18 protein-coding genes are annotated in these 18,359 nt (G+C 65.1%); 11 read left to right on the plus strand and 7 right to left on the minus strand.

What is annotated here, in order from left to right; all coding sequences use genetic code 11:
- Positions 1-72: 72 nt before the first annotated feature.
- The gene (locus E4O92_RS11950) at positions 73-702 is read right to left on the minus strand and encodes a 1-acyl-sn-glycerol-3-phosphate acyltransferase (protein ID WP_135189999.1); all 630 of its coding nucleotides are present in this window, start codon (positions 700-702) and stop codon (positions 73-75) included.
- Positions 703-873: 171 nt separating this feature from the next.
- Between E4O92_RS11950 and arsC the strand changes: the two genes are divergently transcribed.
- Complete coding sequence (gene arsC, locus E4O92_RS11955; protein ID WP_135190000.1) at positions 874-1,221, plus strand: arsenate reductase (glutaredoxin); 348 nt, start codon at positions 874-876, stop codon at positions 1,219-1,221.
- 73 nt (positions 1,222-1,294) lie between these two features.
- A complete protein-coding gene (locus tag E4O92_RS11960; protein ID WP_135190001.1) occupies positions 1,295-2,143 on the plus strand; it encodes an aldo/keto reductase in 849 nt (282 codons plus the stop codon).
- A gap of 288 nt (positions 2,144-2,431) precedes the next feature.
- On the opposite strand, the gene E4O92_RS11965 is transcribed toward E4O92_RS11960, so the two are convergent.
- Positions 2,432-3,286, minus strand: a complete 855-nt coding sequence (locus E4O92_RS11965) for an endonuclease/exonuclease/phosphatase family protein (RefSeq protein WP_135190002.1) — start codon at positions 3,284-3,286, stop codon at positions 2,432-2,434.
- A 140-nt stretch (positions 3,287-3,426) separates the two neighbouring features.
- Between E4O92_RS11965 and E4O92_RS11970 the strand changes: the two genes are divergently transcribed.
- Positions 3,427-3,750, plus strand: a complete 324-nt coding sequence (locus E4O92_RS11970) for a hypothetical protein (protein WP_135190003.1) — start codon at positions 3,427-3,429, stop codon at positions 3,748-3,750.
- Positions 3,751-3,814: 64 nt separating this feature from the next.
- On the opposite strand, the gene E4O92_RS11975 is transcribed toward E4O92_RS11970, so the two are convergent.
- Entirely contained in the window at positions 3,815-4,531 is a 717-nt protein-coding gene (locus E4O92_RS11975; protein ID WP_135190004.1) for an MgtC/SapB family protein, read from the minus strand.
- 292 nt (positions 4,532-4,823) lie between these two features.
- On the opposite strand from E4O92_RS11975, the gene E4O92_RS11980 reads away from it, so the two are divergent.
- Positions 4,824-5,291: a hemerythrin domain-containing protein gene (locus E4O92_RS11980; protein ID WP_135190005.1), complete on the plus strand. Its 468-nt coding sequence runs from the start codon at positions 4,824-4,826 to the stop codon at positions 5,289-5,291.
- A 57-nt stretch (positions 5,292-5,348) separates the two neighbouring features.
- Here the strand turns inward: E4O92_RS11980 and E4O92_RS11985 are convergent, their stop codons facing one another.
- The 3 genes from E4O92_RS11985 to pepN all read right to left on the minus strand — a co-directional run bounded on the left by E4O92_RS11985 (position 5,349) and on the right by pepN (position 10,412).
- Complete coding sequence (locus tag E4O92_RS11985) at positions 5,349-6,902, minus strand: M48 family metalloprotease (RefSeq protein WP_167759772.1); 1,554 nt, start codon at positions 6,900-6,902, stop codon at positions 5,349-5,351.
- A 128-nt stretch (positions 6,903-7,030) separates the two neighbouring features.
- Entirely contained in the window at positions 7,031-7,750 is a 720-nt protein-coding gene (locus E4O92_RS25340; protein WP_267873789.1) for a hypothetical protein, read from the minus strand.
- A 4-nt stretch (positions 7,751-7,754) separates the two neighbouring features.
- Positions 7,755-10,412, minus strand: coding sequence for an aminopeptidase N (gene pepN, locus E4O92_RS11995; RefSeq protein ID WP_229483278.1), 2,658 nt, complete (start codon positions 10,410-10,412; stop codon positions 7,755-7,757).
- 251 nt (positions 10,413-10,663) lie between these two features.
- Between pepN and sugE the strand changes: the two genes are divergently transcribed.
- The 6 genes from sugE to E4O92_RS12025 all read left to right on the plus strand — a co-directional run bounded on the left by sugE (position 10,664) and on the right by E4O92_RS12025 (position 15,951).
- Positions 10,664-10,984, plus strand: coding sequence for a quaternary ammonium compound efflux SMR transporter SugE (gene sugE, locus E4O92_RS12000; RefSeq protein ID WP_135190007.1), 321 nt, complete (start codon positions 10,664-10,666; stop codon positions 10,982-10,984).
- Between the two features lie 227 nt (positions 10,985-11,211).
- Positions 11,212-12,213: an NAD-dependent epimerase/dehydratase family protein gene (locus E4O92_RS12005; protein WP_135190008.1), complete on the plus strand. Its 1,002-nt coding sequence runs from the start codon at positions 11,212-11,214 to the stop codon at positions 12,211-12,213.
- Positions 12,206-13,270 carry a glycosyltransferase family 2 protein gene (locus E4O92_RS12010; RefSeq protein WP_229483280.1) on the plus strand — a complete coding sequence of 355 codons (1,065 nt, stop codon included), beginning with the start codon at positions 12,206-12,208 and terminating at the stop codon, positions 13,268-13,270. The genes E4O92_RS12005 and E4O92_RS12010 overlap by 8 nt, the downstream gene beginning before the upstream one ends.
- Positions 13,267-14,862, plus strand: a complete 1,596-nt coding sequence (locus E4O92_RS12015; RefSeq protein ID WP_135190009.1) for an ArnT family glycosyltransferase — start codon at positions 13,267-13,269, stop codon at positions 14,860-14,862. The genes E4O92_RS12010 and E4O92_RS12015 overlap by 4 nt, the downstream gene beginning before the upstream one ends.
- Before the next feature lie 8 nt (positions 14,863-14,870).
- On the plus strand, positions 14,871-15,665 hold the full coding sequence (locus E4O92_RS12020; RefSeq protein WP_135190010.1) for a phosphatase PAP2 family protein: 795 nt from the start codon (positions 14,871-14,873) through the stop codon (positions 15,663-15,665).
- Between the two features lies 1 nt (position 15,666).
- A complete protein-coding gene (locus E4O92_RS12025; protein WP_135190011.1) occupies positions 15,667-15,951 on the plus strand; it encodes a lipid-A-disaccharide synthase N-terminal domain-containing protein in 285 nt (94 codons plus the stop codon).
- A 6-nt stretch (positions 15,952-15,957) separates the two neighbouring features.
- Here E4O92_RS12025 and E4O92_RS12030 read toward each other — a convergent pair whose 3' ends face one another.
- Positions 15,958-16,929 (minus strand): M14 family metallopeptidase, encoded by a 972-nt coding sequence (locus E4O92_RS12030; RefSeq protein WP_135190012.1) that lies wholly within the window; start codon positions 16,927-16,929, stop codon positions 15,958-15,960.
- A gap of 108 nt (positions 16,930-17,037) precedes the next feature.
- On the opposite strand from E4O92_RS12030, the gene E4O92_RS12035 reads away from it, so the two are divergent.
- Entirely contained in the window at positions 17,038-18,249 is a 1,212-nt protein-coding gene (locus tag E4O92_RS12035) for an acyltransferase family protein (RefSeq protein ID WP_135190013.1), read from the plus strand.
- Positions 18,250-18,359 lie beyond the last annotated feature (110 nt).

Here is an 18,359-nt window from a genome sequence, read left to right on the forward strand (position 1 = left end):
AGCGGATGCAAACTCTGCTCAACCGTACAGCGTGCGCACAGGTGCGCACCCTACGGAGAGCTGGGGCTTGCCTTACGCCTGCTCGCTCGGCGCCGACATGTCGCGCGGCGGCGCCAGCTTGATCGGGGCAGCCTTGGCCGGATACAGCGCCTGGCAGTCTTCGTAGATGGTCCCGATCGCCGCCATGTCGGTGTGCTGATCGCCGGTCATTTCCAGGATATCGACTACGCGCATCTCTTTCTTGCCGTAGTCGATAGCGACCAACAGCACCGGCACGCCCGCAGTGCGCGCCAGGTGATAGAAACCGCTTTTCCAGTGTGGACGATAGCTGCGCGTGCCCTCGGGCGTGATCGCGACCCAGCACCATTTCTCCGACAGCATCCGCTGCGCGAGCTGGCGCGTGGAGCCCATCGGCGCGCTGCGGTCGACCGGTACGCCGCCCCAGTAGCGCATCACGGAACCCATCGGCCCCTTGAACAGCGTATCCTTGGCCAGCCAGCGGAACTGCAGGCCGATCGTCCACTTCGCGAGGATGCCAACTACAAAATCCCAGTTCGACGTATGCGGATAAACGACGGCGATCCCGTGCGGCCCCGGCAGCGGCTTGAAATACACGTTCCAGCCGAACAAGCGCAAAATGCGCAGCGCGGTGCGCTGGCCCCATGTGGGAAGTGACGCCGGTTGCAGTCGGTAATCGCTCATCGTCTCTCCGTCGGGTGCTTGTTCCAGCCCCTGTGTGTGTGCTGTCCCGGGGCGATGCGCCGCGAAAACCAGCGGTGAATTCTATAGCGGCCAAAAAAAGGCGACAAGCGAAAAACTGGTGCGCACAGCGCGCTGCCGGTATCATGCGCTGGCTAATCGAAAGGGACCACAATGGATATCACGATTTACCACAATGCTCGTTGCGGCACCTCGCGCAACACACTGGCCGCCATTCGCGAGGCCGGCATCGAACCGCGCGTGGTCGACTACCTGGCCACGCCGCCATCGAAGGACGAACTCAAGCAGATGATCGCGCAGGCTGGCCTCACCGTGCGCGAGGCAATGCGAGCCAAGGAGGCGGTGTACGCCGAGCTTGGGCTGGACAACCCGGCGCTCTCCGACGACGCGCTGCTCGATGCGATGTTGGCGCATCCGATCCTGATCAACCGCCCGTTCGTGGTCACTCCCAAGGGCGTGCGCCTGTGCCGGCCGGCCGAGCGGCTGCAGGAGATCCTGTAACGTAAACACCGCGCCCGTTTGCCGGGCGCGTGGCCCGTGCGGTATCGTGGGGTTTTGAGCAGACGGAGGGGCGATGAGAACAATCAAGCTGCCGTCCGGCCGCGCGCTGCCGGTACTCGGGCAAGGCACGTGGTACATGGGCGAGAACCCCAGCGAGCGCGGGCGCGAGGTCGCGGCCCTGCGCCTTGGGCTCGACCTGGGCATGACGCTGATCGACACTGCTGAAATGTATGGCGAAGGCGGCGCCGAAAAGGTGGTGGGCGAGGCGATCGAAGGGCGGCGCGACGAGGTTTTCCTCGTCAGCAAAGTCTATCCACACAACGCCAGCGTGGCCGGGATGCGAGCCGCCTGCGAACGCAGCCTGCGTCGCCTGCGCACCGACTGCCTGGACCTGTACCTGCTGCACTGGCGCGGATCGGTGCCGCTGGCCGAGACGCTGGACGGCTTTGCGGCGCTCAAGCAGGCCGGCATGATTCGCGACTTCGGCGTGAGCAACTTTGACCGTGACGACATGCTGGAAGCAGCGAGCCTGCCGGGCAATGCGGGAATTGCAGCCAACCAGGTGCTGTACAACCTGGCGCGACGCGGGATCGAGTGGGATCTGCTGCCGTGGTGCCGCGAACAGGGTGTGGCGGTGATGGCCTATTCGCCGCTGGAGTCAACGCCGGCGGAGCAGGCCGACCTTCTGCGCAATCGCGGCCTGCAAGAAGTGGCGCGCCGACACGAGGCTACTGGCGCGCAGATCGCTCTGGCATGGCTGCTGCAGCAGGAAGGTGTGTGTGCGATTCCAAAGGCAGTGCAGCCCCAGCATGTGCGCGAGAACCGGGCCGCGCTCGACATTCGGCTGTCGCCGCAGGATCTGGCGGAATTGGATGCGGTGTTCCCGCCGCCGAAACGGCGCGTGCCGCTCGACATGCGGTGACGGCTTCGACATAGCTGACGGCGCTCGCAGTTCCGTAGGGGGCGCGGGGCCGCCGAGCACCTGTGCGCACGCTGTACAGTTGAGCAGAGTTTGCACCGCGTGTGAACGAGTCCTCGCCGGCCGCGCGCTCCCCACGTTTCTTCATGCGCACGTCGTCAGCGTTTGCGCCCGCAATTATTCGTTACCGTAGAGGGGCACGTAGGTGCCAACTCTGCTCAACCGTACCGCGTGCGCACAGGTGCGCACCCTACGCCGCCTCATGCACACGGTCAGCGCTTAATCCCGCGGCTACTCGAACTCAATCAGCAACGCCTGGTGATCCGACCCTTCCTCGCTGCCGTCGATCCGCATGCGCCGCAGCCGCGGCGCCAGGTCGGCGCTGACGAACGCGTAATCGAAAGTGAACGGCAGCCCCGCCTCGGGCGAGTCATCATGCAGGCCGACAGTGGGCGCATGGCGCCGCCCTGGCTGGAGCACCTGCCAGGCATCGCGCAGTGGCTGGACGCCATCGCCGAACGGCGCCAGCAGGCGCAGGTATTCGGCCGAGTGCGGCAGCATATTGAAGTCGCCCGCGAGGATCGCCAGCCCACCGCGCGGAACGGCCTCGAACGGACCGGCCGCCGCATCGCCCGGGCGAGCGCTACGCGCATGCAGTGAGGCCTCCCGGTGCACGGCGCGCAGCTGGTCGATCTGCGCCGCACGCTGGCGCTCGGAAAAATATTCGAGATGCGCGGCCGTCACCCGCAAGATGCCCAGCGGCGTATCGAGCGTGGCTTCGAGCGCGATTCGGGGCATACTCATCACTTCAGGGTCGACCGGCCACGGCAGCGAATGGCGCAATACCTGCAGCACCGGATGGCGCGCGAACATCATGCTGCCCATCAGGCGCCGGCCGCCGCGGGGGCCACGCGTGTCGGCCGCGATGCCGGAAACGGCCGTGTAACCGGGCAGGCGGCGAGCCAGCGCGTCGAACTGGTCGCCGCAGTCGCTGCCGTCGCGAGCCGGGTAGCCGCAGGCAACCTCTTGCAGACACAGCACGTCGAAATCGGAGAACCGGTCCAGGCATGCGATGATGCGATCGAGATTGACGTTGCCGGTGGGGCTGCGGCCAGACTGGATATTCCAGGTGATGAGCTTGAACATGGGCGTCCTTGTTGATGTCCGCTCAGGCTAGCGCAGGGGCGGGCTCGGCATCTGACGCACATCAGGCGTGTGGAACAAGACGTATCGAAACCGTCGGACGTTTCCACGGCGCCTTACGAGGTCCTCTCATGGGAGTGACGATGTTTACGATGATCATTCTGCTCTACCTCCAGCAGGGAACCGACGTGACGCTGGACCACGCCGGCCTGCGCGGCGAGTTCCGCACCAAGGCCGAGTGCGAAGCGGCGGCCGTACGGTTACGCGGTCCGGTGCCCATACCAAGCAAGTATTCCGCCGCGTGGCATGACGTGCTGTGCATCCCGATCAATCGGCAGGTGCGGGTCAATGAGGGGCAGCCAGTGGACCTGGGCAAGCTGCTGCAGAAAACACCGCCGCTGGGATGCCAGACGGAAGGCTCATGGCGCAGGATCGCCGAACTGTGCCAGCCGTCGCAGCACCGGTAACGAATGCTGCGCCGGTGCGCCGGCTCGGGCGCGTGCTGTGGCAAGTTATGGCCCGCGCCATTGATCACTCGGACGTGCTCGGACTCCAGAACACCTGGTGTACCGCAGGCACCGTGGAAATCCTTTGGACCAGCGCGTCCAACTCCTCGCCGTCAACCGAGTTCGCCGCCAGCGTGGCTTCGATCTCGATGTCGGCCTGGCCAAAGGGGTGGATGTCGATGTCGCGCGCCGGGTAGCTGCTGCGCGCCAGTTCCTCTTCGAGCTTTTCCATGACCATCCGCTGTTGGGTCCGCTCCGCGATCACGTAGACGGTGTTCGTGACCTCGGCCGAATCCACGTCCAGGGGCTTGCGGTTGATGGTGTTGACAATCGGACGCAGCAAAGTATTGGCCGCAAGTACGAACAAGGTGGCCAGGCCGGCCTCCAGGATCAGGTCCGCGCCCGCCGCAGCTCCCACCGCGGCCGCTCCCCACAGCGTGGCGGCCGTATTGAGCCCGCGCACGTTTCCCTCTTCGCGCATGATGACCCCCGCGCCGAGAAAGCCAATCCCGGATACCACATAGGCCGCGACGCGGACCGCGCCATCCGGCCCATGCAGGCGGTTGGCCATATCCACGAACGCTGCCGCCCCAACCGCCACCAGCACGTTGGTGCGCAACCCCGCGGTTCGCTGGCGATATTGGCGCTCGAACCCGATCGCCGCGCCGAGCACGAACGCAGTGAGGAGGCTGACGAGCGTATCGAGCAGGGATGCAAGGTTGATGTTGCGCACGGCCTCCATATCCAACTCCTGCTGTGAACGTTACTGCCTGACGCTCGCTCTTTGGCAGCGGAAGATAATAGGCTCAGTTGGGGGCGAGGGCAAACAGCGAGGCCTCGTGCGCCAGTTCGGTCAGCGCCGGTTTGATGCCGAGGAATTCAAAAGTTTGCCAGACCATACAACCGCTGGCGGGCGCGCGGCGCGCATGTCGCGCCGGGCCCAGTGTGAGGTGCCGTACATACCGGACGCCGGTTTCGGGCGAACCTTGGGGCTCAGCCGATTGTCACGATACGAATACATGAAGGGAGCTCGTATGACTACCAAACCAGACGCACCGCAAGACGCCATCGAGATGCTGACCGCCGATCACCGCGAGGTGTCGGCCATGTTCAAGGAATTCGAGGGGCTGGGCGAGCGCGCCAAGGTCTCCAAGAAGAAGTTGGCCGACAAGATCTGTACCGCGCTGAAGCTGCACACGACAATCGAGGAGGAAATCTTCTATCCCGCCGTGCGTGAGGCGATCAAGGACGCCGAGGACCTGGTCGACGAAGCCGTGGTCGAGCACGCCTCGGCCAAGGACCTGATCGCGCAGATCGAGGCGATGGACCCGGACGACGAGCTGTACGACGCGAAGGTGAAGGTGTTGGGCGAGCAGATCGAACACCATGTCGGGGAAGAAGAGAAGGAGCTGTTTCCGAAAGTGCGCAAGAGCGGCCTGGATCTCGCGGCGCTGGGCGCGGAAATGGCGGGCCGCAAGGACGAGCTGGCCGCGACGGCCTGAGCCGGTTTCCAGCCGAGTCCGTCACGCGCGCAGCAGGCCCGTGCGCTCACGCAAAAATCATGCGGGCCTGGCCTCGCCTTCGTCGTATTTGCGCCAGCGTTCGACGTATTCGCTGGCGAGCGCGTCTTCCTTCTGTTCTGAGAGGAAGACGTACGCGCGTTGACAGGCAGCCTTGGTCGCCTCGGGGTCCACTTCCATCGCGCGATCCAGCAGGGACAGCCCCAGTCGCTCCCCCTTGTCGAGCAGGGCAACGCCTTGAAGATAAAGACCGAATGCGTGATCGCGGTTGGCCGCATTGAATGCCGCCAGCTCTTCGCGCAGGTCGACCTCGGGTTCCAGGCGCATCGACAGGCTAAGCATTTCAATCTGGGATTCGGCCTCCCGTTCAGGCAAGTTCCGCAATTCCTGTAATTTGGCACGCTCGGCCTGCGTTTCGGCGTAGCGTTCGGCCCAGCCTTGTGTCACTTGCGCCGCCCATTGTTCCTGGAGTTCACTGCGCAAGGTATTGATCGCCGATCCGAACCACGCCTGGCCGGCCGATTCGCCGGCGACGGCAGGGGGCAGGACGTGCAGCGCGTCGTAGCCCTCGGTCAGGGCCGAAAGCCGGGCCCGCAGTGTTGGATGGGTGTCGGTAAAATGCCCTTCCCGGTCCAGCGCCTCCTCCAGCCAACGGGTCGTGTCTGCCACGTCGATCTCCTCGCGTGCACGAACAGCCCAGTGGTCCAGCAAATCCTTCGGCGGGGTCGCTTCGTCATTCGCACGCTGATAGGTGCTTTGCAAGTACAACTGATATTGCTGACCTACGAGATTGACGCGCTTCAGGGCGCGGGCGGCGCTGTCAGAACCTACCAGTTGAACGGAAGCGGCGTCGGCGCGGTATTCGTCGGCGCGCGCCAGGACAAACGTATAGGCATTGAAATACGGCGCATACCATCGAACAAGCGGCGCAACCAGGCGTGCAAGCCAGCCCTCGAAATGGGCGATAAAGGCGTGCAAAGTTGTCCACGTGTGACGAAGACGATATACATAAGCGGAAAATCGGCCATGGGCGCCGGCCAGATGACCGTATTCGTGCGCCACGACCGCCATTGCTTCGTCGGGAGACAGGCATTCCAGAAGAGGCAAGCCGAGCAGGAGATAATTCCGGGGCCAGCCGACCAGGCCAAATGCCGGCCGCTGCACAATGGCGGCGTTCATTTCGTCGACGATCAGCACGTGGTGAAAGCGCGGACCTTGCATTTTCTGACGCATCTCGTCCAATGCGTCAAACAGGGCCGGCGCCTGCGCACGCGTGATTTCGCGACCCTGCGGAGCTGGCAACCTGATGAACAATGCCTGGACGGCCGACTTCAAGGTGAACCACAGCGGAATTGCCAGCAGAAACAGTAGTTTGCCGAGCTTTAATAGGAGCAGCCACGCCGCGCCTCCGGCGTACGCCAACACAGCGGCGATCCCGGCGAGTGCGACCAGACCAAAACCCACAGTCGCAAGTACGAGGGCCAGAATGGCGAATCCCAGCAGGACAAGAATCGCCACCTTCACCCGATACTGTCGGGGAGCATGGGCGCTTTCCTGTTCCAGGCGCGCTACCATGCTGTTAAAACGGTCCATCTCCATGTGTGCCTTTCGCTGGTTCTTGCTGATCGGTAGCTGATCCTAACAGAAGGCCAATTGAAAAAAATGCGCGCTTTGTAACGCCCTCAGTTGCCTGCTTTTCAAACGCTCAGGCTGATCGCTCGCTAGTGCGCAACCCAGTCACGCTCGCCACTCGGGCAATCCACGGTGCCAGCGCTGCTGGCCCTTCCAAGGGTGTCGAAACGGCCGGCGCCAGCCAGCTTCGCACCGTCGGTTCGCCCGGGCATCTCCGGCAACACGCTGCCGCTTGACCGGCAATAGATTTTGTCCCCCTGGCGGACGCGATAAATGGTGACGCCGTCGGGACCGGTGTAGCTGTCCGTGACCATCGTATGCGAGCGGTCGATATGGGCGGCCGCAAGATTGCGGCGAAAGCGCGCCCAGGGCGTGTTCGCCTCGCGTGGCACGCCCGACTTGCCGCCGCGTAGCTCGCGATCGATCACACCTGCCTGTTGTTTGGCCTTGCCAAGCATCTCTTCGGCTTCAGGCGTGTATGGTGCGCTCGGGGCGGCTTCAAGGATCGGTTGCGGGGCGGCGGATGGCGCAGATTCGATCTGAGGTGCCGGCGCCGTCGGGGCAGCAGGGGCGGCAGGCGCTGGAGTTGGCCTGGGCTGCGGCGGCACGCGCGGCGCCGGCATGGCTTCGCGCGGCTTGAACAGGGGCAACTGGATCAGCAGCGAAAAGCGTTCCGGCGCATCTTTCTCGATGGAGCGGTGCCGGGTTGAAAACCAGACCAGCACCACCACGAGGTGGACCGCCACCGTGACCACCAACGGCAGGATGGCTATGCGACGGCTGTATCCTGCGTTGGCGGTCACGTTCATGCGCTTACGACTTCGGCGCGGTCATCGCCTGCTTGATCGTCACGCAGCGCTGGTCTTCCTCGTGCGCGTCGAGCAGCGCGCGGCGGGTGCCCGCCGACAGGTTTTTCATCTGCTCGGCTGCGGCGCCCAGACGCTTGACACTGGCCGGGGTGCAGGTGGCCGGGAGCATGGCGCCGGCAAATGCACGCATGTAGACCGGGCCGGCCACCTTGTCCAATTCGGGCAGCTTGGCAAGGCGGCGCTCGGCGGTCTGTTCGTTAAGCAGCGCCTGCTCCATCGGATACAGGTGATTCATCGCGGTGCGCACCTTGGAGAACGGCAGCCTGGTCTTCAGATCCTCGATCGTCCCCAGCCATTCGGCCTTGGTCTTCGGATCCGGACGGCTCACGGTCGCGGCCAGCGCCTGGGCCTGGCCCGCGTCGGACTTGTCGCGTTCCGCTTCAAGCTGGATCAGCGCGGTACTGCCCGGATAGTCGAAGCGGTTCAGGCGGCCGATGATGGCCCAGCGCAAGTCCTGGTTGATCACGAGACCGTCGACCTTGGTCTTGCCGTCCAGAATCGAAGCGAGGCGGTCGAGCGCTTCCCGGCCGGTCGCCATCTCGATGTACTGGTAGAACCAGCGACGCTGGAAGTTGTCGTCGCCCTTGCTCGACTGCACGCCGTTCCACGCCATCTGCTCCAGCTCGCGGGTCGCCTTCTTCGCGTAGGGCGCGTTTGGCCCCATCGCGTTGAGGTAATGCTTGGAGGTGGCGACCTTGCCCAGCACGTCGCCGAGCAAGGTGTAATCCTTCTCGGCTGGAACGTTGTTCAGCGCAGTATCGATGAACTCATTGAGCGGGAGCTTGCCGTCACGTACGCCGTCCCACAGGCTCTGCCACAGCATCGTGCGCAGCAGCGGATCGGCCACGCCCGACAGGTTGCCGCGGGCGGTGTTGAACGAGCGCTTGTCCAGCTGCACCTTGGCAAAGCCCCAGTCCTGGTAGTTCGGATAGACCAGGTCCGGGCACGCGCTGCCGGCCAGCGCCGGCACCGTGGTTTTGGCGCCGGAATAGGTAACGGCCACATTCTTGTCCAGCTCCAGTTGCTTGCCGTTCAGCTTGAAGGTCGCGACCTGCACCCGCTGCTCGCGCAGCGTCGGCAGTGCGGCGCTCGGCGCGCTCTGTTTCAGCGTGAACGAGGCGATCTTGCCGTCCTTGCAGGCGTAATCCGCGGCAATCGTGTTCACGCCCGGCTGGTACAGCCACTGCCGGGTCCAGCCCGACAGATCGCGCCCGGCCGCTGCGCCCAGGCTGCCGATAAAGTCATCCAGCGTCGCGTTCTTGAACTGGTACTTGACCAGATAATTGTGCACGCCCTTGCGGAACACGTCCGCGCCCAGCAGGTGGCGCAGCTGCATCAGCGTCGACGCACCTTTCGAATAGGTGATCGCGTCGATGTTGTCGAAGGCGTTCTGGGTCGAGGCCACCGGCACCTCGATCGGGTGGGTGGTCGCTTTCTGGTCCTGCACGTAGGCGGCCTGCTTGCCGTTCGAGTAGAACGACTGCCAGGCGTCCTTGAATTCGGTCGCTTCCGCCGTGGCCAGCGTGCCCATGAAGGACGCAAAGCTTTCGTTCAGCCACAGGCCGTTCCACCACTTCATCGTGACCATGTCGCCGAACCACTGGTGCGCCATTTCATGCATGATCACCGATGCCAGCGAGTGGCGCTGGGCGGTGGTCATGTCGGCCTTGTACATGAAGCGCGCCTCGGCGAAGGTGATCGCGCCGGCGTTTTCCATCGCGCCATACAGGAAATCGGGCACCAGGAGCTGGTCGTACTTGCCGTACTGGTAGGGGATGCCGAAATACTCGTCGAAGAATGCCAGGCCCGCCTTGGTGTACTTGAACCATTCGGCCGGCTTGATCTGCGAGGCCACCGACTGGCGCGCGAACAGGCGCATCGGGTATTTGCCGCTGTTGTCCTCCCAGACCTTGTAGGGGCCGGCGTGCAGCGAGAAATTGTAGGGGCTCAGCTTCTTCGATTTCGGGAAGGACCAGCGGCGAGTTTCCGCGCCGGCGTCCTGCACGCTGGTTTCACGCGTGGTCGAAACGACCTGCCAGTCGCTTGGCACGGTCACGTTCACGGTGTAGGTGGCCTTCAGGTCCGGCTGGTCGAATACGGCGAACATCTGATGTGCCGCAGCCGGTTCGAAGTGCGAGTAGGTATAAACTTTGCCGTCGACCGGATCGACCATGCGGTGCAGACCTTCGCCATTGGTGCTGTGCAGGCGTTCGTAGGCCACGGTGACCGTGTTGCGGCCCTTGACCAGGTCCTGCGGCTGCAGGGTGATGAACCACTGGTTGTATTTCGGCGTGACCGGTTTGCCGTTCACCAGCAGCGACTTCACGGTTGCCTTGTCAAGGTCGACGGTCAGCGGCGACGCGGTGTCGGCCAGGTCGAAGGTGAGGGTGGTGGTGGCGCTGAAGCTTTCCTTGCCCGTGAGCGTGAAATCGAGCGTGTAGTCCACGTTCGAAACGCGTGCCGAGCGCGCGGCCGCATCGGCCTGCGACAGGAAGGGATTTTCCGCGCGCTCTGGCGTGCTGGCGGCGTTTGCACCGGAACCAAGCGCAAAGGCGGAGGCGATGGCAAGCGCCATCAGATGACGATGTGCATATACTTTCACTAGTGATCCCTTGTCAGCGAAATTAAAACCGCGCAAGAATAGCATGGGTGCATTGTTAATCAAACAGGTTCACGGTCGTGCACGACATGGTCGTATCGTGCAGGGATCGGCGCCGCGTGCGAACGCATGTTGTAAGCAGGGAGCGCGCTGTAAGCGCAGCGCTTAGTGCCGTGCGGGGCGAAGCATGGCCCAGTTTGTCCCTTTTTGTGGGTGGTATACTTGCCGGTCTTTTTTTCGCCGGGAGTTCACCCATGAGCTGGTTTTATCTGCTGATCGCCGGGTTGCTGGAGGTCGCATGGGCTGTCGGACTCAAGTACTCCGCCGGCTTTACCCGATTGTGGCCGTCGGCATTCACGCTGGTGACGATGGCCGGTAGCGTTGGCATGCTCGGTCTTGCGCTGCGTAATTTGCCCCTCGGCACGGCTTACGCCATCTGGACCGGCATCGGAACGATCGGCACCGCGATTGCCGGAATGGCGCTGATGGGCGAGCCGGCCGGGGCGCTGCGGCTCGGGTCGATCGGCCTGATCGCGCTGGGCATCGTCGGGCTCAAGCTGGTCACGCCGGCTTGAGCTGCCCGGCGGGCGGAGCCGGGGCATTTCCATCCGCCGTCATGCTTTTTCCAGGTTGTTCCACACATGACTGAACAGGTCCGGCCTGCCGCCATGCGCCGGCCGCGCCTGGCGCGCAATCCTGCGCCCGTTTGATGTGTGTCGTCCGCCGTTTTTTTTGGGCGGCGAAGATGGCCGCTCTGCCGGACCAGATTCCGCAGACCGTTCTAACCACTTGGAAATCCCCGATGATTCTTCTCACCGGTGTCGCTGGTTTTATCGGCATGCACGTCGCCCGCCGTCTTCTGGACGAGAACGTGCCCGTGCTCGGCGTGGACAACATGGGTCCTTGCGTCGACCCCGCGCTCAAGGAGCGGCGGCTGGCCATGCTGATCGATCAACCAGACTTTCGTTTCATAAATGCCGACCTGTCCGATCCCGTGGCCGCCGCGGCGCTGTTCGCCGACGGGCGTTACGAATGCGTGATCCACCTGGCGGCCCAGACCGGCGTGCGCTACTCGGCCGACCATCCTCTCGAATGCGTGATGAACAACGTGGTCGGGTTCGCCAACGTGATCGAACAATGCCGCCTGCACGACGTCTCCCACCTGGTCTACGCCAGCAGCTCGAGCACCTATGGCGCCAACCGCCGCATGCCGTTCTCCGAGCACCACGCGGTCGACCATCCGGTGAGCCTGTACGCCGCCACCAAGCGCAGCGACGAGCTGCTGGCGCACAGCTACAGCCACCTGTACGGCCTGCCGACCACCGGACTGCGGTTCTTCACCGTGTACGGCCCGTGGGGGCGCCCGGACATGGCGCCGATGCTGTTCGCGCATGCGATCGAGGAAGGCCGGCCGATCGAGGTCTTCAACCACGGCCACATGCTGCGCGACTTCACCTATATCGACGACGTCGTCGAATCGGTAATGCGCCTGGTCGAATTGCCGGCGGCGCCCGACCCGGCCTTCGATCCCGCGCATCCCGACCCGGCGACGAGCTACGCGCCTTACCGCATCTATAACGTCGGCAACCAGCGCCCGGTCGAGCTGCTCGAGTTCATCGACGCGCTGGAGCAGGAACTGGGGCACCGCGCCGAGCGGGTGATGCGGCCGATGCCGGATACCGACATGCCCGCCACCTGCGCCGACACCAGCGACCTGGTACAGGCGATCAGTTGGGCCCCGGCCACGCCGCTACATGACGGCATCAGGCAATTCGTCCAGTGGTACCGCCACTATCATGCATGACCTGCGGCCCACGGCGACGCACAACCAGCCGATGACGCGCAAGCGCCCTGGCGAAGAGTGCCTGTCGCTGGTGGTGCCGATGTACAACGAGGAAGACAACGTGCTGCAGCTCGTGACCCAGGTGCAGGCGGCCATGGCCGCCTCGCCCTGGCCGTGGGAGCTGATCCTGGTCGACGACGGCAGCGGCGACCACACGGTGGAACGGATGCGCGAAGCGGTCGCGCGCGCGCCGGACCGGATTGGCGCAGTGATCTTGCGCCGCAACTTCGGCCAGACCGCGGCCATGCAGGCGGGCATCGACCAGGCGCGCGGCAGCATCATCGCCACCCTGGACGGAGACCTGCAAAACAACCCGCACGACGTGCTGCGCATGGCGCGCCGCCTGCTGGACGAGGACCTCGACCTGCTGGTCGGCTGGCGCCGCGAACGGCAAGATAACCTCTGGCTGCGCAAGGTGCCGTCAATGCTGGCCAACCGGCTGATCGTCGCCGTGACCGGCGTGCGCCTGCACGATTACGGCTGCTCGCTCAAGATCGTCCGCTCCGACGTGATGCGCCATGTGCGCCTGTACGGCGAAATGCATCGCTTCATCCCGACCTGGATCGCGACCGTCACCTCGCCCGAGCGCATCAAGGAAGAGCCGGTCAGCCATTTCCCGCGCGTGCACGGCCAATCCAAGTACGGCCTGTCGCGCACCTTCAAGGTACTGCTCGACCTGCTGGCGATGTATTTCTTCGGGCGCTTTCGCACCAGTCCCGGTCATTTCTTCGGCCGGATCGGGCTGCTGTGCGGCTTCGCCGGCGCGGTTTCGCTCGGCTGGCTGGGCTGGCGCAAGCTGGTGGACGGCGAATCGATTGCCAACCGGCCGCTGTTGATGCTGGGTGTGCTGCTGGTCGTGATCGGGGTGCAGTTCATCTGCACCGGAATCGTGACCGAAATGCTGGCCCGCACCTATTTCGAGGCTGGCGGCGCCCGCACCTATCTGGTGCGCGAACTGCTGGGCGGTGCGGCCAGCAGCCAGCCGGCCGCGCCCGATGATGAAGCGGGGGCCACGTGAGGAAAACGCTGCCCCTGCAGCGTGTGAGCAGCGCGCGCGAGCTGTGGCCAGGCGCGCGCGCCGCGCTGGCAGCGGCGGCGCCCCTGTTGCTGCTGGCCGCGGCGGTCTACCTCGGCCTGTTCTACGAACTGGGCGGCCCGCCGCTGTTCGACGTCGACGAAGGCGCCTTCAGCGAGGCCACGCGCGAAATGCTCCAGCGGGGCGACTTCGTCACGACATGGCTCAACGGCCAACTGCGGTTCGACAAGCCGATCCTGGTCTATTGGCTGCAGGCGCTGTCCGTGACCCTGTTCGGGGTGAATGAATTTGCGTTTCGACTGCCCTCGGCGCTGGCGGGCCTGGGGTGGATCGCCGCCATCCATGCATTTGCCCGCGCGCAGTACGGCCGGGCGACCGGCTACGCGGCCGCGCTCATCGCCGCCACCACGCTGGGCCTGTGCGTGATCGCGCGCGGCGCGATTGCCGACGCGCTGCTCAACCTGTTTCTCGCGCTCACCATGTTCGACATCTACCGCTACCTGGTGCAGCCGCGCGTGCGCTACCGCAACCGCGCCTACCTGTGGATCGGGCTTGGCCTCTTGACCAAGGGACCGGTCGCGATTCTGGTGCCGTTCGCCGCCAGCGGCATCGCGTATGCGCTGCACGGGCAGTGGCGCCGGTGGCGCCGGGCCGTGTTCGACCCCGCCGGCTGGCTGATCCTGGGGGCGGTGGCCGGGCCGTGGTACGTGCTGGAATACCTGCGCGAGGGCGACGCCTTCATCGCCGGATTTTTCATGCGGCACAACGTCGAACGCTTCATGGGGCCTCTGCAAGGGCACGGCGGCAAGTTCTTCTACTACGTCCCGGTCGTCCTGCTGATGCTGCTGCCGTACACTGGGCTGCTCCTGCGTACGCTGCCCGGGCTGCTCCGGCTGCGCAGCAGGCCCCTCGATACCTTCCTGTGGTGCTGGTTCCTGTTCGTGTTCCTGTTCTTTTCGTTCTCCGGCACCAAGCTGCCGCATTACCTGATGTATGGCATCACGCCGCTGTTCCTGCTGATGGCCAGCCACCGCCAGCAGCTGGCCTCGCGGTGGCTGGCGTTCACGCCACCGGTCTTGCTGCTGGCCATCGTCGTGGCCTTGCCCCATGCGCTGCAACGGGCCGCGCCCGCGCTGCGCGACCAGTATTTCCGCGACATGTTCGCCCGGGCCGACGTGTTCGGCCCGCTCTGGCGGCTGGCGGCGGTGTGCCTGTTGCTGGCGGGGCTCGCGCTGGCGCTGTGGCCGCGCGCGCGGATCTGGCCGCGCCTGCTCGCGTCCGGTTTCCTGTGCTCGTTCGCGGTGGTGGGCCTGGTGCTGCCGGCGGCAGCGGAATTGCAGCAGGGGCCGGTCAAGGAAGCGGCGCAGCTGGTACGCTCGGCGCGCCTGCCGGTGCGCACCTGGCAGTTCAACGTGCCCAGTTTCAGCGTCTATCGGCAAGCCGTGACAAAACCGGCGACCACCTTGCACCCGGGCGAACTGATCCTCACGCGCAGCGACAAACTGGCTGGCATGGGCCCGGCCGAGGTGGTGTATCGCAAGGGGGGCGTGGTGCTGGCCCGCATTCCCATGTGAGGACGCCGATGAGCAAACTCGCCCGCTCCGCCTGGGTCTGGGGGCCGCCTGTGCTGGCGCTGGCTTTGTTCTCGCTGGTGGCCGTCACCGGCACCAACCACCGCATTTTTCTCGCGCTGAACCGGGCCGGGGCGGTGCTCGGCGAATCGTTCTGGGTCAACCTGACGCTGCTGGGCGATGGCGCGGTGGCGCTGGCGCTGGTGGTGCCGAGCATCCGGCGCTCGCCCAGGTGTTTCTGGTCGGCCCTGATCGCGGCCGTGATCGCGGGCGTGCTGGTGCAGGGGATGAAGAAGATCGTCAACGTGCCGCGTCCGCTGGCCGTGTTCGATCCCGCCGTTTTTGCCCACTGGGGGCCGGCCTACAAGGCGGTGTCCTTCCCGTCCGGGCACGCGGCCGCGATCTTTGCCCTCGCCGGCATCTGGATCATGGGCGTGGAGCGCGCCAACCTGCTGCGCGCGCTGCTGCTGGGGTTGGCGGTGCTGGTGAGCCTGTCGCGCATCATGGTCGGGGTCCACTGGCCGCTGGATGTGCTGGGTGGCATGCTGGCCGGCTGGTGCGCCGCGTTGACCGGGCTGGCCGCGTACCGGCGCTGGGGCTGGAAGACCGCGAACAGGGCCGGGTTCGCCGCCGGCATCGTGTTACTGGTGGTGGCGGCGGCCTTGCTGGTCAGTCGCCACATCGGTATTCCGGCCGTGTTGCCGCTGCAACGCACACTGGGCGCCGTGTGCCTGGTCTGGGGCTTGTGGGAAATGTACCTGATGTCGCCGCGGGCCCAGCCAGGGCGCCATCCGAAAGGGGAGTGACATGCAAGACAAGCTGTTCTGGATGCTGGTCGGGTTTGGCGGCCAGGCATTGTTCATGGGCCGCTTCGTGATCCAGTGGTTCGTCAGCGAACGCCAGGGCAGGAGCGTGATTCCGGTGTCGTTCTGGTATTTCAGCATCCTGGGCGCGCTGGTGCTCCTGGTCTACGCCGTGCACCAGCGCGACCCGGTGTTCATCGCCGGCCAACTGCTCGGAGTGCTGATCTACCTGCGCAACCTGCACCTGGTGCGGCTGGAACGGGCCGGCGCACGCCGGCCGCAAGCTTGAACCGGATCAGCGGCCGAAGTCCGGATTCGGGCGCGTCATGTAGTACCACTCGTGGTTGGGGCTGGCGTTGGCGTCCGGGAACAGGATGCGCCCGCTGAACTCGGCCAGCACCGGCGTGCCGTCGGCGCGCACGCCGATCTGCTCGCCCTCCTTGACCGGGTCGAAGCTCGCCCACGGACGCGCAAACTGGTCGTCGGCATGCAGCCTGTCGTGCACCGCGACCATGGCCAGCGCCTCCATCTCCTCAAACGGCACCGGCGCCGGCTCGGGCGCATCGATCAGTTTCAGGAACGCGAGCGTATTGACGATGGCGCGGTACGCTACTTCGGGCGCCGCCGGGTCCTCGTGCTGGCCGCATTCGAGCGTGAGCGCATAGCCGCCCGTGGTGCGCATGTATTCGGTGGTGCCCACGCCGTAGCGCAGGGTGGTTTCCAGCTCGGCTGCATTGCCTCGGCTGCGGCGCTGCACGCCCTGGCCGTAGGTGGCCATCCAGCCGGTCACGAAGCGGCGCACGCCCAGCCGCCGCGCCAGCGCGCGCTCCTGCTCGGCATGCTTGAACGGCTCGAGCGGACCGTCATTGTTGACCGGCCCCACCATCACGAACGGCTCGCCCGTCTTGGCGTTAAACGAATGCAGGTCCAGCAGCACGTCGTGCTGCGCCAGCAGCGGGCACAGCCAGTTGGCCACGTGGTCCTCGAAATCCTGAGGATTTTCCTTCGGGAACAGGTCGCGGTTCAGGTTGCGGTCGCCCGAACGCGTGTTCTTCGCATACGCCAGCGGATTGACGATCGGCACAAAGGTCACGCTGCCCGCGACCACGCGCCGCTTGCCGCTATCGAGCTCTTCCATGACACGACGGATGGCCTTGGTGCCGCAGATTTCGTTGCCATGGGTCGCACCCATGATGATGACGCGCGGGCCCTTGGAGAGGCCTGTGTAGTTGACGGATTTGAACTGGAAGTCGCGTGCGGAAGTCATTGCTGTGGTGATCCGAAGAAAAAACGGTGCCGCCATTGTAAGGGAAGCACTGGCATCCGTGGGCGCGCCGTGGCATGATCCGCAACTTCGACCGAACGGAACAGCAGCATGACGACAACGGAACCAGCATCGCGCGTGCCAGGCCTCGATACCCTGCGCGCGCTCGCCGTGAGCCTGGTGGTGCTGCATCACTACGTGCTGTTCGTCAGCCGCCGGCCGACCTTCGGCTGGGTTGGCGAAATCGGCTGGGCCGGCGTGGACCTGTTCTTCGCGCTGTCCGGCTACCTGATCGGCAACCAGATCATCAAGGGCATGCGCGGCGGTGCCGGCTTCTCGCTGAAGAACTTCTACGCGCGCCGCTTCCTGCGTACGCTGCCCAACTTCTGGGTGGTGCTGGCGCTGTACGCCTGCTGGCCCGCCTTTCGCGGCGATGCGCCGCTGATGCCGCTCTGGCGCTACCTCACCTTCACCCAGAACTACCACCTCGAGCCGGGCACGGCCTTTTCGCACGCGTGGTCGCTGTCGATCGAAGAGCAGTTCTACATGGTCCTGCCTGCGGTGGCGCTGGCCGGCGCTGCACTGCTGCGCCGGGTCGCCTGGGCGTGGCTCGCGATCGGCCTCGCTTTTGCTGCCGGGATGCTGGCCAGGGCCTCGCTCTGGCTCGACGTGATCGACGGCCAGCAATATTGGAGCCACCACTACTACAAATACATCTACTACTCGACCTTCTGCCGCTTCGACGAACTGCTGGCGGGCGTGGCGCTGGCGCTGGTCAAGAACTGCCACCCGGCGGCATGGCGGCGCCTGACCGGCTGCGGCAACTGGATGTTCGCGGCCGGCGTGGCGGTCACCGGCCTGTCGTTCTGGCTGTTCCTTCGTGACCACTTCGGTTTCGCGATGACGGTGTTCGGCTACCCGCTGCTGGCGCTCGGGTTCTCTCTGCTGATCGTGGCGGCGCTGTCGCCGGGCGCGCTGCTGCATGAGGTGAGGGTGCCCGGCGCAGCCAGCCTGGCGCTGTGGTCGTACGCAATCTACCTCACGCACAAGCAGGTGTGCATCCTCGCCGCCGGGCACCTGCAGGCCGCAGGCTACGGTCCCGAATCGGCGCCAGCGATTGCGATCCTGCTCGCGTTGTCGGTGCTATCCGGCTGGATCCTGTACCGCCTCGTCGAGACGCCGTTCATGGCGCTACGTGCGCGTTACGTGCCATCCAACTCCGCGCGGCAGCGTCTGGAGCCTGGTGGCGAAAACTCGTCTCTGGCCTCTAGCCTTGACGCTCTTTCGCAACCGGCTAGAAGCGGAGGGAAGAGGCAAGGCTAGATAATCGAACGTGCCGTTAGGCCGGAGTGGTACGGCAGGCTCCTAAGCCACTTGCCATCGTTGCGGTCTGCCCCTTTCTTGGCGCGCTCATGCCGACATCTTGGATGGCC

This window comes from Massilia horti, assembly GCF_004614195.1.
Lineage (GTDB): Bacteria > Pseudomonadota > Gammaproteobacteria > Burkholderiales > Burkholderiaceae_D > Telluria > Telluria horti.